Origin of the sequence: Micromonospora sp. WMMB235 (assembly GCF_001855515.1) — a bacterium.
Lineage (GTDB): Bacteria > Actinomycetota > Actinomycetes > Mycobacteriales > Micromonosporaceae > Micromonospora > Micromonospora aurantiaca.
The window spans coordinates 2,920,781-2,936,284 of record NZ_MDRX01000001.1 but is presented as its reverse complement, the minus strand read 5'-3'; the positions used below and the strand labels follow the sequence as shown (position 1 = coordinate 2,936,284).

Genomic DNA, 15,504 nt, shown 5'->3' with positions numbered 1-15,504 from the left:
GCCCCATGCGCGCCCCGGACAGCGACGGGGGAGACGTCAGCCGGCCCGGCGCCGCCGCGTACGCCGCCGAGTGGGCTCGCGCGGTGCGCCGTATCGGGTTCGTGCCGCTGAGCGCGGCCGAGACCGAGCGCCTGCTGGTGCCGCTCACCGAGCGACTCGGCGAGGCCCTGCTCGCCCCCACCTTCTCCGCCCGCCCGGCGGAGGAGGTGGGGCGTGCCCTGGTCCAGGCGCACCTCACCGAGCCCGGCGTGCTCGACTGGTCGGTGCAGGCGCTCGGCGACCGGTTCCTGCCCTGGGTGCTGCCGTCGCGCACCGAGTCGCCGGAGCTGCGTGAGCGGGTCGCGCTGCTCCAGGGCGCGTTCGCCGCCGGGTTCGCCCGCGCGCTGCGCGACCGGGTCTTCAGCCAGCAGGAGCGGATCGCCCGGTCCGCGTGGCAGGCCCGGGACACCGTCGAGCAGGCGCTGCGGGACAGCGAGGCGCGGTTCCGGGCGGTCTTCACCGGCGCCGCCATCGGCATCGGCATCGCCGGGGTGGACGGGCAGATCATCGAGGTCAACCAGTCGTTCGCGGACATGCTCGGCTACGCCGTCGCGGAGATGCGGCGGATGAACGTCTCGGCGTTGTTCCACCCCGACGACGCGGCCGGGATGTGGGAGCTGTACCAGGAGCTGATCGAGGGCAAGCGGGACAGCGCGCGGGTGGAGAAGCGCTACTACCGCAAGGACGGCAGCGTGGTCTGGACCGACCTCGCGGTCTCGCTCATCCGGCACGACGACGGCCGGCCCCGGTTCACCGTGGCGATGGTGGAGGACATCACCCAGCGGTACGAGTTGCAGCAGCGGCTGCGCTTCCAGGCGCTGCACGACCCGCTGACCGGCCTGCCCAACCGGACGCTGTTCTTCGAGACGCTCGGCGACGTCTTCGACGGCGCCGGTCCGGAGCAGCGCGTCGGGCTGTGCTTCATCGACCTGGACGGCTTCAAGGCGGTGAACGACAGCCTCGGCCACGACCTGGGCGACCGGCTGCTCAAGGTGATCGCCCGCCGGCTCAGCGACTGCGTGGCCGGGCGCGGCCACCTGGTGGCCCGGATGGGTGGCGACGAGTTCGTCATCCTGGTCGACTCCGACGGCGGCATCGACGACGCGGTGGAGGTCGCCGAGCTGGCGCTGGCCGCGGTGTCCGCGCCGGTGCACGTCGGTGACCAGCAGCTCGCCGTGTCGGCGAGCATCGGCATCGTGGAGTGCCCGGCGGCGGAGACGAGCGTCGGCGACCTGATGAAGGCCGCCGACACCACGCTCTACTGGGCCAAGGCGGAGGGCCGGGGCCGCTGGGCGGTGTACGACCCGGAGCGCAGCGCCGCCGACATCGCCCGCTCCGCGCTGGCCGCGAACCTGCCCGCCGCGCTGGACCGGGGCGAGTTCGTGCTGCACTACCAGCCGATCGTGTCGCTGCTGGACGGCACGATGGTGGCGGTCGAGGCGCTGGTGCGCTGGCAGCACCCGGAGCTGGGGCTGATCGGGCCGGACCGGTTCATCGGGCTGGCCGAGGAGACCGGCCTGATCGTCCGGCTCGGCGCCTGGGTGCTGCGTCAGGCGTGCCGCGACGCCGAGTCGTGGCGGCGCGCGTACCCGGACACCACGCCGGTGGTGAGCGTCAACCTGGCCGCCCGGCAGGCCGACGACCCGGCCATCGTGGAGACGGTGGCGGAGGCGTTGCAGCACACCGGCCTGCCGGCCGAGCTGTTGCAGCTGGAGCTGACCGAGAGCGCCGTCATGGGCAGCGCCGGCGAGCCGCTGCGGACGCTGCACCAGCTCGCCGGCCTCGGGCTGCGGCTGGCCATCGACGACTTCGGCACCGGCTACTCGAACCTCGCGTACCTGCGGCGGCTGCCGATCCACTGCGTGAAGCTGGCCGGCCCGTTCGTCGAGGGGATCCGGGGTGACGGCGGGGACGCGGTCGCCGACCATCGGGACGAGCGGATCGTGGACGCGCTGGTCCGGCTGGCGCACGCGCTGGAGCTGTCGGTGACGGCCGAGGCGGTGGAGACCGAGGTGCAGGCCGAACGGCTGCGGGCGCTGCGCTGCGACACCGGGCAGGGCCGGCTGTTCGGGGCCCCGATGCCCGCCGACGGCATCCGCGCCCGCCTGGGCGGGTAAGGAAGGGCCCCCTCTTAACGCCTCCGGTAGAGGAGGGGGCCCCGCTTAACACCTCCCGCGCACGCGGCAGGCGAGGAAGGGAGAACCGGTGAGCCTCACCGATTCGCAGGCTGTGGTGTCGGTGGTCGCCGCGCTGGCGATCGTCGCCGGCCTGGCCGGGGTGGTGGTGCCCGGGTTACCGGCGCTGCCGCTGTGCTGGGGCGGCGTACTGGTGTGGACGCTGTTCGGCGACGCCGGGCCGGGCCGCTGGGCGGTGCTCGCCGCCGCCACGGCGATCGCCGCCGGTGGCACCGTGCTCAAGTACCTCTGGCCGGGGCGCAACCTGAAGCGGACCGGCGTGCCCACCACCTCGCTGCTGGCGGGCGGCCTGCTCGGCGTGGTCGGGTTCTTCGTGATCCCGGTGGTCGGGCTGCCGATCGGCTTCGTCGGCGGGATCTTCGGCGCCGAACGGCTGCGGCTCGGCGACACCCGCCTCGCCTGGCCGGCCACGGTGCAGGCGCTCAAGGCCGCCGGGTTGTCGATGGTCCTGGAGTTCACCGCCGGCCTGATGATCGCCGCGCTGTGGGTCGCGGGGCTGCTGTTCGTCTGACCGTCGCCGGACCACCCGGCGGCTACCCCACCGGTACGGTCGACCGGATGCGGACAACAGTCCTGGGCGGCCTCGGCGCCTTCCCCACCGCCCACCAGGCCTGCGCCGGCTTCCTCGTCGAACACGACGGCTTCCGGCTGCTGATCGACCCCGGCTACGCGACGCTGCAACCGTTGCTGGCGCTCACGAGGGCGGAGCACGTCGACGCCGTCTACGTCAGCCACGGCCACCCCGACCACTGCGCCGACCTGCAACCGCTGGTCCGCGCCCGGGTGCTCGCGAACCGGTCCGGGCCGCCCCTGCCGGTGTACGCCCCCACCGGCAGCCTCGCCGGACTGCTCGCGATCGACGAGCCGGGCCTGCTCGAACCCGGGTACCGGCTGACCGGGTTCACCCCGGGGGAGACGCTGCGTCTCGGGCCGTACGAGGTGCGGACGTTCGCGTTGCCGCACTGGGTGCCGAACGCCGGAGCCCGGTTCTCGGCGGCGGGCCTGGTGCTCGCCTACACCGGGGACACCGGACCCAGCCCGGCGCTGGTGGAGCTGGCCCGCGACGCGGACCTGCTGATCGCGGAGGCGACCTATCCGGACGACATCCCGCAGCGGCACGAGGGGAACCTGTCCAGCGCCGTCGAGGTCGGCCGGTACGCCGCCGAGGCCGGGGTGCGGCGCCTGCTGCTCACCCATCTGTGGCCGGGGACGGAGCCGCGGGAGGCGCTGGCCGCCGTACGGCGCGGGTTCGCCGGCCCGGTGGAGGTGGCTGCGCCCGGGCTGACGGTGACCGTCGGCCGGTAGGGAGCGGCGGCGCGGGGCGTCCGGAGGGTACGGCCGATCGCCGTACTTCAGTGAGAGAGAGGTGGACGCCGCGCGCCGCCGCGGACCGGGCGTTGCCGAGCGCCCGGTGCCGGCCCGTCGGGTCGGGCCTGGTCACGCCCACAATGATGCCCCGGGTGGGATCGGGCGACAACGCAATTACGGGGGCACGTATTGACCGCCTTGATCGGCCGGGAGCACACTGCGAGCACTCGCACGAGCATCGCCTCGAGGAGGTGTGCAGTGGCCACGACGCCCGCGCCGACCGCCGAGCAGCCGATGGACGACGACGCCCGACGACTCGCCGAACTCGGCTACAAACAGGAGTTGCGCCGCAAGTGGAGCGGCTTCTCCAACTTCGCGATCTCGTTCTCCATCATCTCGATCCTGGCCGGCTGCTTCACCACGTTCGGCCAGGCGTGGAACAACGGCGGCCCGGTGGCGATCTCCTGGGGCTGGCCGCTGATCTCGCTGTTCATCCTGATCATCGGCTTCTGCCTGGCCGAGTTGGTGTCGGCGTACCCGACAGCGGGCGGGATCTACTGGTGGGCGGCGACGATGGGCCGGCCGGTGCACGGCTGGTTCACCGGCTGGCTCAACCTGATCGGGCTGGTCGCGGTGACCGCGTCGGTCGACTACGGCTGCGCCACGTTCCTCAACCTGACGCTGTCGGCGCTGTTCGACGGCTGGGCCGGCACCGGGCACCAGACGTTCGGGCTGTTCGTGGTGATCCTCGCGCTGCACGGGCTGATCAACATCTACGGGCACCGGATCATCGACGTACTCCAGAACGTCTCGGTCTGGTGGCACGTCGCCGGCGCGGCCGCCGTGGTGCTGATCCTGGTCCTGGTCCCGGACAACCACCAGAGCTTCCAGTTCGTGTTCACCGAGCGGTTCAACAACTCCGGCTTCGGTGACGGCGAGACCGGCGGGCTGGCGTTCTGGTTCTACGTGCTGCCGCTGGGCTTCCTGCTCACGCAGTACACGATCACCGGCTTCGACGCCTGCGCGCACGTCTCCGAGGAGACCCGGGGCGCGTCCAAGGCCGCCGCGCAGGGGCTGTGGCGGTCGATCTTCTACTCGGCGGTGGGCGGCTGGATCCTGCTGCTGGCGTTCCTGTTCGCGGCCACCGACGTGGACGCGATCAACGAGGCGGGCGGCTTCTCCGGGGCGATCTTCGAGAGCGCGCTGACGCCGTTCTTCTTCAAGGCCGTCATCATCATCTCCACCATCGGGCAGTTCTTCTGCGGCATGAGCTGCGTGACGTCGATGTCGCGGATGGCGTACGCGTTCAGCCGGGACCGCGCGGTGCCCGGCTGGAAACTCTGGTCGAAGGTGAACCGCAACGGCACGCCCGTCAACGCCATCATCGGCGCGACGCTGGCCGGGCTGGTGCTCACACTGCCCGCGCTCTACCAGCGCGGCGGCATCCCGGTCGCGTTCTACGCGGTGGTGTCGGTCGCGGTGATCGGGCTGTACCTGTCCTTCATCATCCCGATCTTCCTGCGGCTGCGGATGGGCGACCGGTTCACCCCGGGCCCGTGGACGCTCGGCCGCCGCTACAAGCTGCTCGGCTGGATCGCGGTGGTCGAGATCGCGGTCATCTCGGTCTACTTCGTGCTGCCGATCGTCCCGGCGGGTGTGCCCGGCAACCCCGACTTCAGCTGGACGGCTGTGAACTACGCGCCCATCGCGATCGGTGGCGTGCTGCTCGGCGTCGCGATCTGGTGGTACGCCTCGGCCCGCAAGTGGTTCACCGGCCCGCGCCGCACAGTCGACCAGGCCGAGCCCGAGCCCGAGCCTGCCGAGCCGTCGTAGCTGTCGGTGGGTCCTGCCATGATCCGGCAATGGACTCGGAAGCGGTGGTACGCGCGTTGTGGGATCGCATGCAGGCCCGGGACTGGACCGGCGTCGGCGACCTGCTGGCCGACGACGTGGTGGTCGAGTGGCCGGTCAGCGCCGAGCGGATCGTGGGCCGCGACCACTACGTGAAGATCAACGCCGAGTACCCGGAGGGCTGGTCGATCCGGGTACTGCGGGTGGTGGCATCCGGCGACACTGTGGTGTCCGAGGTGGAGGTGCCGCACGAGGAGATGGGCGTGCACCGCGTCGCGTCGTTCTGGACCGTGCGCGACGGGCGGATCGCCGACGGCCGGGAGTACTGGACCAGCCTCGGTGCGGACCCGTCCCCGCAGTGGCGATCCGCCTGGGTCCAGCCCATGTGACGGCGGGCTGTCCGCGTACCGAAGGGGTCAGATCGTGGGGCGGCGGTGGGTGAGCGGGAAGCGGAGGATGCGGTCGTCGCCGGCCGCCGGGGTGCCGCGGCCGTCGCGGTTGCTGGTCGCCACCCAGAGCGCGCCGTCCGGCGCGACCTCGACGGTACGCAGGCGGCCGTACGTGCCGACCAGCTCCGCCACGGGTACGCCGACGCGGCCGGCGGCGTCGACGGGCACCGCCCAGAGCCGGGCGCCGCGCAGCGCGGCGACGTAGAGCGTGCCCCTGGTGAACGCGGCACCGCTCGGGGACGCCTGCGCGGGCGGCCAGACGACGACCGGGTCGCGGAACCGGGGATCACCGGCGACGCCCTCGACGAGCGGCCAGCCGTAGTTGCCGCCGGGCACGATCCGGTTCACCTCGTCCCAGGTGCTCTGCCCGAACTCGGTGGCGAACAGCCGCCCCTGCCGGTCCCAGGCGAGGCCCTGCACGTTGCGGTGGCCGTAGCTGTAGACCAGCGAGCCGGGGAACGGGTTGCCGGCCGGCACGCCGCCGTCCGGGCGGATCCGCAGGATCTTGCCGTTGCGGCTGGTCAGGTCCTGCGCGCGGGCGGACACCCCGGCGTCGCCGATCCCGGCGTAGAGCATGCCGTCGGGGCCGAACGCGATCCGGCCGCCGTCGTGGACCGCGCTGCGGGCGATGCCGCTCACCAGCACCTGCGGCGGCTGGGACGAGCCGAGGCGGAACCGGACGATCCGGATGTCGGCAGCCGTGGTGTAGGCGGCGTAGACCCACCTGTCCCGGCGGTACCGGGGGGAGACCGCGAGCCCGAGCAGGCCCGCCTCGCCGCCCGCGGCTACGTCGGCGATCCGGGCCACCTGCCGGGCCGGGCGACCCGGGCGTACGCGCAGGATCGTGCCCTGGTCCCGCTGCGCGACCAGGGCGCTGCCGTCGGGCAGGAAGGCCAGCCCCCACGGCGCCTCCAGCCCGGTCGCGACGACGCGGGGACGGGTCAGGTCGTAGCCGGACCAGCCGGCACGCCCGTCGAAGCCGCGCAGGTCGAGCGCGACCGGGCGCTGGTGCGCGTCGGCGGTGACCGGCCGGTCGGGGCCGTCCGCGGCCGGGCGGCCGGTGGGCCGGTTGCCGGCGTGGGCGTCGGTCGCTGCGAGCACGATCGCGAGGACGGCGGCGACGACCGCGACGGTACGACGGCGCATGTGCACTCCCCGGTTTCGCACCCGGCCTCGCCGGGGCATTGACGGTGATCCGGTTTGCCAGTAGACCTTGGTGATGGAGGCCCCTGATGAAACCAACGCCGCTCTCGCTGGAACAGTTGCGGGTCGCCGTCACCGAGGGTGAGATCGACACGGTGGTGCTCGCGCTCACCGACATGCAGGGCCGCCTGCAGGGCAAGCGGTTCCACGCGCCCTACTTCCTCGACCAGGTGGTCACGCACGGCAGCGAGGGCTGCAACTACCTGCTCGCCGTGGACGTCGACATGAACACCGTCGACGGGTACGCGATGTCGAGCTGGGAACGCGGCTACGGCGACTTCGCCATGCGCCCCGACCTGGACACGCTGCGCCGGATGCCCTGGCAACCCGGGTCCGCGCTGCTGCTGGCCGACCTGGAGTGGCTGGACGGCTCCGGCCCGGTGGTCGCCTCGCCCCGGCAGATCCTGCGCAAGCAGCTCGACCGGCTGGCCGCGCACGGGCTGACCGCGTACGCCGGCACCGAACTGGAGTTCGTGCTCTACCGCGACTCGTACGAGGAGGCGTGGCAGCGCGGCTACCGCGACCTGACGCCGGCCAACCAGTACAACGTGGACTACTCACTGCTCGGCACCGCCCGTGTCGAGCCGCTGCTGCGCCGCATCCGCACCGAGATGGCCGGCGCCGGGCTCACCCCGGAGAGCGCGAAGGGCGAGTGCAACCTCGGCCAGCACGAGATCGCCTTCCGGTACGACGAGGCGGTGCGCTGCGCCGACCACCACGTCATCTACAAGAACGGCGCCAAGGAGATCGCCGCCCAGGAGGGCATGGCGATCACGTTCATGGCGAAGCCGAACGAGCGGGAGGGCAACTCCTGCCACATCCACTTCTCGCTGCGCGACGCCTCCGGCTCCTCGGCGATGCTGGGGGACGGGCCGGCGCACCTGAGCGTCACCGGGCAGCGGGTGCTGGCCGGGCTGCTCGCCACCATGCGCGAGTTCAGCCTGTTCTTCGCGCCCAACATCAACTCCTACAAGCGCTACCAGCCCGGCTCGTTCGCGCCGACCGCTTTGCGCTGGGGCACCGACAACCGCACCTGCGCGCTGCGGCTGGTCGGGCACGGGCAGGGGATGCGGGTGGAGAACCGGGTGCCGGGGGCCGACGTCAACCCGTACCTGGCGATCGCCGCGCTGGTGGCCGGCGCGGTGCACGGCATCGAGAACGAGCTGGAGCTGGCGGACGAGTGCACCGGCAACGCGTACGACGACCCGGACGCCGAGCGGGTGCCCACGACGTTGCGTGACGCGCTGGACCTGTGGCAGCGCTCGGAGGTGGCCCGGGAGGCGTTCGGCGACGAGGTGGCCGCCCACTACGCCAACCAGGCGAAGGTCGAGCTGACCGCCTTCGACGCCGCGGTGACGGACTGGGAGCTGACCCGTGGCTTCGAACGCCTCTGACGTGTACGCGCCCTCGCCTTCGCCCGCGCCCGCGCCCTCGCCCTCTCGCTCCCGCGATCTTGCACTTGCGGCCCTCGGCGCGGGTGTTGTGCGGCTTTCGCCGGGGCAGCAACTGCAAGATCGCCGAGGTGAGGGGAGGGGGACGCGTGGGTGAGGTGATCTCGCCTGTTGACGGGGCGGGGATCGGGGTCGTTCCGGGGTGCTCCGTGGAGGACGTGGATGCCGCTGTCTCGCGGGCGGCTGCGGCGTTCGAGACGTGGCGGCACGTGGCGCCGGGGGATCGGGGGCGGCTGCTGCGGCGGTTCGCCGCCCAGGTCGACGCGCACCTGGAGGAGCTGGCCCTCCTGGAGGTGCGCAACGCCGGGCACACCATCGGCAACGCCCGCTGGGAGGCCGGCAACGTCCGGGACGTGCTCGACTACTACGCGGGCGCGCCGGAACGGCTGACCGGCCACCAGATCCCGGTGCCCGGCGGGCTCGACGTCACGTTCCACGAGCCGCTGGGCGTGGTCGGCGTGATCGTGCCGTGGAACTTCCCGATGCCGATCGCCGGCTGGGGGTTCGCCCCGGCGCTCGCGGCCGGCAACACGGTGGTGCTGAAGCCGGCCGAGCTGACCCCGCTGACCGCGCTGCGCCTGGCCGACCTGGCCCGCGACGCCGGCCTGCCCGACGGCGTGTTCACAGTGCTGCCCGGCCGGGGCAGCGTGGTCGGCGAGCGGTTCGTCACCCACCCGGCGGTCCGCAAGATCTGTTTCACCGGCTCGACCGAGGTCGGCACCCGGATCATGGCCGGCTGCGCGGCCCAGGTGAAACGGGTGACGCTGGAGCTGGGCGGCAAGTCGGCGAACATCGTCTTCGCCGACGCGGACCTGGAGAAGGCGGCTGCGACCGCGCCGTACGCGGTCTTCGACAACGCGGGCCAGGACTGCTGCGCCCGCTCCCGGATCCTGGTCCAGCGCCGGGTGTACGACAGGTTCCTGGAACTGCTCGAACCGGCCGTGCGGGCGTTCCGGGTGGAGAACCCGGCCCGGGAGAGCGCCGAGATGGGCCCGCTGATCTCCGCCGCGCACCGGGACCGGGTCGCCGGGTACGTCGACGGGGCGGACGTCGCATTCACCGGCTCGTGCCCCGACGGCCCCGGCTTCTGGTACGCCCCGACTGTGCTGCTCGCCGGCTCCCCGGCCGATCGGCACTGGCGGGAGGAGGTCTTCGGCCCGGTCGTCTCGGTGCTCCCGTTCGACGACGAGGCGGACGCGATCCGGCTCGCCAACGACACCGAGTACGGGCTCTCCGGCTCGATCTGGACCCGGGACGTCGGGCGCGCGGTGCGGGTGGCCCGCGCCGTCGAGTCGGGCAACCTCAGCGTCAACTCGCACTCCTCGGTGCGCTACTGGACCCCGTTCGGCGGGATGAAGCGTTCCGGCCTGGGCCGGGAGCTGGGTCCGGACGCGCTGCACGCCTTCACCGACGTCAAGAACGTGTTCATCGGCACCGAGGAGTGATCACAGTGCAGGGACGGCTTTCCGACCGGGTGGCAGTGGTGACCGGCGCGGGCAGCGGCATCGGGCTGGCCACCGTACGGCGTTTCGCCGCCGAGGGCGCCCGGGTGGTCTGCGTGGACATCGACGCCGACGCCGGCACCCGGGCCGCGCAGGAGGTGGGTGGCGAGTTCGTCGCCGCCGACGTGGCCGACGAGACGGCGGTGCGTGACCTGTTCGACGGGGTGGTGCAGCGGCACGGCCGGGTGGACGTGTCGTTCCACAACGCGGGCATCTCGCCGCCTGAGGACGACTCGATCCTGGAGACCGGCCTGGACGCCTGGGAACGGGTGCTGCGGGTCAACACCACGAGCGTGTACCTGTGCTGCAAGTACGTCATCCCGCACATGCGCCGCCAGGGCAAGGGCTCGATCATCAACACCGCCTCGTTCGTGGCGCTGATGGGCGCTGCCACGTCGCAGATCGCGTACACGGCGAGCAAGGGCGGGGTGCTGGCGATGACCCGGGAACTGGGCGTGCAGTTCGCCCGCGAGGGCATCCGGGTCAACGCGCTGTGCCCCGGGCCGGTGGCGACGCCGCTGCTGCTGGAGTTGTTCGCCAAGGACCCGGAGCGGGCCGCCCGGCGGCTGGTGCACGTGCCGATGGGCCGGTTCGGCGACCCGGCCGAGATCGCCGCCGCTGTGGCGTTCCTCGCCAGCGACGACGCCTCGTTCATGACCGCAGCGCAGTTCGTCGTCGACGGCGGCATCACCGGCGCGTACGTCACCCCCCTGTGAGCGCGAGGAGTGAGCCGGTCTTGCGAGCCCCGCAGTCGCGAACCCAGGCCGGCATTGTGAGCGCGAGGAGTGAGCCGGTGTTGCGAGCCCCGCAGTCGCGAACCAGGCCGGCATTGTGAGTGCGAGGAGTGAGCCGGTCTTGCGAGCCCCGCAGTCGCGAACCCAGGCTGGCGCTGTGAGCGCGAGAAGGCCGGTCATCGGCATCACCGCGTACGTCGAGCCGGCCGGCTGGGCGGTGTGGCGGGACGTGCCGGCGACGCTCGTGCCGCACGCGTACGTCCGGGCGGTCACCGCGGCGGGCGGCCGGGCCGTCGTGCTGCCCCCGGACGACGCCGACGCGGACGTGCTGGGGTTGCTGGACGGGCTGCTGCTGGCCGGCGGCGCGGACGTCGGGCCGGAGCGGTACGGCGAGCCGCCGGACCCGCGTACCGAGAGCCGGCCGGAGCGCGACGCGGGGGAGACGACGCTGCTGACCGCCGCGCTCGCCGCGGACCTGCCGGTGCTGGGTGTGTGCCGGGGGATGCAACTGCTGGCGGTGGCGTACGGCGGCCTGCTGCACCAGCACCTGCCGGATGTGGTCGGGCACGACGGGCACCGTCCCGCGCCGGGCGTCTACGGGTCGCATCCGGTGCGCTTCGCCGCCGGCAGCCGGGCCGCCGAGGTGATGGCCGGGGTGGACCGGGTCAACTCGTACCACCATCAGGCGGTGGCCGACCCCGGCGGCCTGGCGGTGACCGGCTGGGCCGACGACGGGGTGATCGAGGCGGTGGAGGATCCGGCGCGGCGGTTCGTGCTCGGGGTGCAGTGGCATCCGGAGAACGAGGCCGAGCCGCGGCCGGTGGCCGCGCTGGTCCGGGCCGCGATGTCGGCCAGATCACACACCCGCGTTTCGTAGGTGCGGACAGCCGAATCGGCGGCCCGCCGACCAGGCGAGGACCGCCCGAGTCGCCCCGGAGCGTCGGTTACGCCAGGATGAGGCGGAGGTAAGCAGCGTCGAACGGTGCGGGTGCGTTACGTTGCTCGTCCGTCGGGGTAGTAGGCGGGGACGGTCGGCGGAGAATCGCCGGCCGTCATGATCATGGCCGGAGCGGGAGGCTGCATGAGCTCGGCCCACGGGGGCGGGGAGGACGGTCGTTCGTCCCCGGCGGCCGGCGAGGCGTCCCTACCGCCACTGCTCGCCGCGGCGTTCGCCGCCGGCGGTGAGATGGGCGGCCGGCTGCGCGGCTTCGACTGGTCCACCACCGCTCTCGGCAGCCCGGACCGTTGGCCCGCGGCGCTGTGCCACGCCGTGAGCACGATGCTGTCGTCCCGCGCCCAGATGGTCGTCTTCTGGGGCGAGGAGCACCTGGCCTTCTACAACGACGCCTACCGGCCGACCATCGGCGACAAGCACCCGGCCGTGATCGGGCAGCCCGCCCGGCTGCACTGGGCGGAGACCTGGGACGTGCTCGGCCCGCTGCTGGACGGCGTGCGCCGCACCGGCGTGCCGTACCGGGGCGAGAACCACCCCTTCGTGCTCGACCGCCATGGTTTCCTGGAGGACGTCTACTTCGACGTCTCGTACGACCCGATCCGCAGCGCCGACGGCACCGTCGGCGGTCTGTTCTGCTTCGTCAACGAGACCACCGGCCGGGTGCTCGGCGAGCGCCGGCTGCGCGCCCTCGCCGAGCTGGGCAACGAGCTGGGCGATGTACCCGGCATGCTCGAACTGGGCCAGGCCGTCGCCCGGGTGCTCGACGCCCACCGCGCCGACGTGCCGTTCAGCGCGCTGTGGTTCGCCGACGAGCGCGGCACACTCGTGCCGGGCGGCTGCTCCGGCGTGGATCCGGTCACCGTCGCCGATCCGCCGCCCGGCCTGCCCGAGGGCGAGCCGTTCACCGAGCCGCGCTGGATCGCCACCGCCGACCTGCCGGGCGCGGTGCCGCCGGACGCCGCCGGCCAGGCGCTCCTGCTGCCGCTGACCGCCACGAACGAGCCGGCCGGCGCGCTGCTGCTCGGGGTGTCGCGCCGGCTGCCGTTCACCGACGACTACCGCGACTTCGTCGACCTGGTCGCCGCACAGGTGTCCCGGGCCGTGGGCAAGGAGCGGGCGTACGAGCAGGAGCGCGCCCGCGCCGCCGAGCTGGCCGCGCTGGACCGCGCCAAGACCAACTTCTTCGCCAACGTCAGCCACGAGTTCCGGACCCCGCTCACGCTGGTCCTCGGGCCGATGGAGGAGATGCTCGCCGACCGGGAGCTGCCCGAGCGGTACCTGGACCGGCTCACCGTCATGCACCGCAACGGGCTGCGTTTGCTCAAGCTGGTCAACACGGTGCTCGACTTCTCCCGGCTGGAGTCCGGCCGGCTGGCCGCCCGCTACCAGCCCACCGACCTGTCCGACTACACCTCCCGGCTGGCCAGCACGTTCCGCTCGGCCACCGAGCGGGCCGGGCTGCGCCTGGTGGTGGACTGCCCGCCGCTGCCCGCGCCGGTCTACGTCGACCGGGACATGTGGGAGAAGATCGTCCTCAACCTGCTGTCGAACGCGGTCAAGTTCACGTTCGACGGCGAGATCCGGGTCCGGGTCCGCGCGGACGACGGCGCCGCCGTCCTGGAGGTGACCGACACCGGCGTCGGCATCGCGCCGGAGGAACTGCCGCAGGTCTTCGAGCGGTTCCACCGGGTGGCCGGCGCCCGCTCGCGTACCCACGAGGGCACCGGCATCGGGCTCGCCCTGGTCCGCGAGCTGGTCGAGATGCACGGCGGCACGGTGACCGCGCACAGCGTCGTGGACCGGGGCACCACGTTCACCGTGACCATGCCCTTCGGGTACGCGCACCTGCCCGCCGACCGGGTGGCCGCCCTGTCGCCGGTCCCGCTGACCGAACCGGAGCAGGCCCGCCTGTACGTCGCCGAGACGGCGCTCTGGACCGACGAGGTGGCCCGCCCCACCGGGCTGCCGGAGGCGTCCGGCGCGCCGGGTGGGTCCGGGCGCATCCTGTTCGCCGACGACAACTCCGACCTGCGCGAGCACGTCGTCCGGCTGCTGTCCCCGGCGTACGAGGTGGTGGCCGTGCCGGACGGCGTGGAGGCGCTGCGGCTGGCCGTCGAGACCCCGTTCGACCTGGTGCTGACCGACGTGATGATGCCCCGGCTGGACGGCTTCGGGCTGGTCGCCGCGCTGCGGGCCGAGCCGGCCACCCGGCACGTGCCGATCGTGCTGCTCTCCGCACGGGCCGGCGCCGCCGAGGAGGTCGCGGGTCTGTCCACCGGCGCCGACGACTACCTGACCAAGCCCTTCTCCAGCCAGGAGCTGGTGGCCCGGGTGCGGGCCAACGTCGAACTGGGCCAGTTGCGTGGGCAGATCATCCGCCGGCTGCGGGCACTCGCCGACGCCGCTGTGGAGATCAACACTGCCCGTTCCACCGCCGAGGTGGTCCGGGTGGCCGCCCGGCACGCGCTGCGCCTGGCCGAGGCCGGACGGGTCCGGGTCATCGCCACCGGAGCCCGCCACGAGGAGGACGCCGGCGGCGACCTGCCCGCCGAGCCGACAGTGGTGCTGCCGCTCACCGGCACCGCCGGCGAGCAGCTCGGCGAGCTGCGGGTGTGGCGCCGCGAGGGCGGCGGCACCGAGGAGGCGGCGCTCACCGAACTGGCCCGGCTGATCGGCGTGCGGCTGGAGAACGCCCAGCTCTACGAGGCCGAGCACCACATCGCGACCACGCTCCAGCACAGCCTGCTGCCGCGTACGCTGCCGCAGTTGCCCGGCGCGGTGGTGGCCAGCCGCTACCTGCCCGGCAGCGCCGACGTGGAGGTCGGCGGCGACTGGTACGACGTGATGGCCACCGCCGACGACGACCTGGTGCTGGTCATCGGCGACGTGGTGGGCAAGGGCGTGCGGGCCGCCGCGGCGATGGGCCAGCTCCGCAACGCGCTTCGGGCGTACGTCCTGGAGGGCTACGACCCGGGCGAGGCGCTGACCCGGCTCAACCGGCTGGTCCACTCCGCCGGCAGCGGCTCCTTCGCCACTGTGGTCTGCCTCGGCTTCTCCCCGCGCACGGGCAGGATCCGGTACGCGAGCGCGGGTCATCCGTCACCCCTGCTGATCCGAGGAGACGACGTGGCGTTCCTGCACGATCGGGCTCTCGGACCGCCGATCGGGGCGATCCCCGGCGCCGTCTACCCGGCCGCCGAGGGCGAACTCGCGCCGGGCAACCGGCTCCTGCTCTACACCGACGGCCTGATCGAGGACCGGTCCGCGGGCATCGACGCCGGGCTGGGCCAGTTGCGGGCCGACGCGACGGCGCGCGCCGGGCACGTGGCGGACCTGGTCGACGCCGTCATGGCCCGGGTGGCCGAGCGGTCCCGGCACGACGACGTGGCGGTGCTCGCGCTGGAGGCGGCCGAACTGAACCGGTTCGCGCTGCGCCTGCCCGCCGACCCGACCCGGCTCAGCGTGCTCCGCAAGCGGCTGGAGGACTTCCTCGTCGCCCACCAGGTCGGCGAGACCGACCTGTTCGACCTGACCGTGGCGGTCTCCGAGGCGGCGGCGAACGCGATCGAGCACCCGGTCGACCCGGTGGACCCGACGATCGAGGTCGAGGTGACGATCGCCGACCGTACGGTCACCGCGACCATCCGGGACAGCGGACGCTGGCGGGAGTCGAGCGGGTCGACCTTCCGGGGGCGCGGGCTGGCGCTGATCCAGGCGCTGGGGGAGATGAACGTGACCCGTTCCGCGAACGGCACCGAGCTGACGCTGCGCCGCCGGCTGGCCGACCAGGCGCCGCCCTCGGGCCGCTGAGGCGGCC

Annotated in this window: 11 protein-coding genes; 10 read left to right on the top strand and 1 reads right to left on the bottom strand. The window is 73.2% G+C overall.

What is annotated here, in order from left to right; genetic code table 11:
- Positions 1–5 precede the first annotated feature (5 nt).
- From BFV98_RS12160 to BFV98_RS12140, 5 genes are all read left to right on the top strand, one after another.
- Entirely contained in the window at positions 6–2,156 is a 2,151-nt protein-coding gene (locus BFV98_RS12160; RefSeq protein WP_013284639.1) for a bifunctional diguanylate cyclase/phosphodiesterase, read from the top strand.
- Between the two features lie 88 nt (positions 2,157–2,244).
- Positions 2,245–2,745 (top strand): DUF456 domain-containing protein, encoded by a 501-nt coding sequence (locus BFV98_RS12155; RefSeq protein ID WP_013284640.1) that lies wholly within the window; start codon positions 2,245–2,247, stop codon positions 2,743–2,745.
- A gap of 47 nt (positions 2,746–2,792) precedes the next feature.
- Positions 2,793–3,539 (top strand): MBL fold metallo-hydrolase, encoded by a 747-nt coding sequence (locus BFV98_RS12150; protein WP_013284641.1) that lies wholly within the window; start codon positions 2,793–2,795, stop codon positions 3,537–3,539.
- A 261-nt stretch (positions 3,540–3,800) separates the two neighbouring features.
- A complete protein-coding gene (locus BFV98_RS12145; protein WP_013474418.1) occupies positions 3,801–5,375 on the top strand; it encodes an amino acid permease in 1,575 nt (524 codons plus the stop codon).
- A 29-nt stretch (positions 5,376–5,404) separates the two neighbouring features.
- Positions 5,405–5,782 carry a nuclear transport factor 2 family protein gene (locus BFV98_RS12140; RefSeq protein ID WP_013284643.1) on the top strand — a complete coding sequence of 126 codons (378 nt, stop codon included), beginning with the start codon at positions 5,405–5,407 and terminating at the stop codon, positions 5,780–5,782.
- Between the two features lie 27 nt (positions 5,783–5,809).
- Here BFV98_RS12140 and BFV98_RS12135 read toward each other — a convergent pair whose 3' ends face one another.
- On the bottom strand, positions 5,810–6,988 hold the full coding sequence (locus BFV98_RS12135; RefSeq protein ID WP_071096358.1) for a sorbosone dehydrogenase family protein: 1,179 nt from the start codon (positions 6,986–6,988) through the stop codon (positions 5,810–5,812).
- An 86-nt stretch (positions 6,989–7,074) separates the two neighbouring features.
- Here BFV98_RS12135 and BFV98_RS12130 point away from each other — a divergent pair, with 86 nt between their 5' ends.
- From BFV98_RS12130 to BFV98_RS12110, 5 genes are all read left to right on the top strand, one after another.
- The gene (locus BFV98_RS12130) at positions 7,075–8,439 is read left to right on the top strand and encodes a glutamine synthetase family protein (protein WP_030269861.1); all 1,365 of its coding nucleotides are present in this window, start codon (positions 7,075–7,077) and stop codon (positions 8,437–8,439) included.
- Positions 8,440–8,594: 155 nt separating this feature from the next.
- A complete protein-coding gene (locus BFV98_RS12125) occupies positions 8,595–9,941 on the top strand; it encodes an aldehyde dehydrogenase (protein ID WP_369830082.1) in 1,347 nt (448 codons plus the stop codon).
- Between the two features lie 5 nt (positions 9,942–9,946).
- Positions 9,947–10,714 carry a 3-oxoacyl-ACP reductase gene (locus BFV98_RS12120; RefSeq protein WP_013284647.1) on the top strand — a complete coding sequence of 256 codons (768 nt, stop codon included), beginning with the start codon at positions 9,947–9,949 and terminating at the stop codon, positions 10,712–10,714.
- 175 nt (positions 10,715–10,889) lie between these two features.
- Positions 10,890–11,609: a gamma-glutamyl-gamma-aminobutyrate hydrolase family protein gene (locus BFV98_RS12115; protein WP_255368092.1), complete on the top strand. Its 720-nt coding sequence runs from the start codon at positions 10,890–10,892 to the stop codon at positions 11,607–11,609.
- 204 nt (positions 11,610–11,813) lie between these two features.
- Positions 11,814–15,497 carry a SpoIIE family protein phosphatase gene (locus tag BFV98_RS12110; RefSeq protein ID WP_071096352.1) on the top strand — a complete coding sequence of 1,228 codons (3,684 nt, stop codon included), beginning with the start codon at positions 11,814–11,816 and terminating at the stop codon, positions 15,495–15,497.
- Positions 15,498–15,504 lie beyond the last annotated feature (7 nt).

What these genes read in the sequence shown, in the direction of transcription:
- BFV98_RS12160 (WP_013284639.1), top strand. Translation starts at nt 6, where the DNA reads ATGCGCGCCCCGGACAGCGACGGGGGAGACGTCAGCCGGCCCGGCGCC.
- BFV98_RS12150 (WP_013284641.1), top strand. Translation starts at nt 2,793, where the DNA reads ATGCGGACAACAGTCCTGGGCGGCCTCGGCGCCTTCCCCACCGCCCAC.
- BFV98_RS12140 (WP_013284643.1), top strand. Translation starts at nt 5,405, where the DNA reads ATGGACTCGGAAGCGGTGGTACGCGCGTTGTGGGATCGCATGCAGGCC.
- BFV98_RS12135 (WP_071096358.1), bottom strand. Translation starts at nt 6,988, where the DNA reads ATGCGCCGTCGTACCGTCGCGGTCGTCGCCGCCGTCCTCGCGATCGTG.
- BFV98_RS12130 (WP_030269861.1), top strand. Translation starts at nt 7,075, where the DNA reads ATGAAACCAACGCCGCTCTCGCTGGAACAGTTGCGGGTCGCCGTCACC.
- BFV98_RS12110 (WP_071096352.1), top strand. Translation starts at nt 11,814, where the DNA reads ATGAGCTCGGCCCACGGGGGCGGGGAGGACGGTCGTTCGTCCCCGGCG.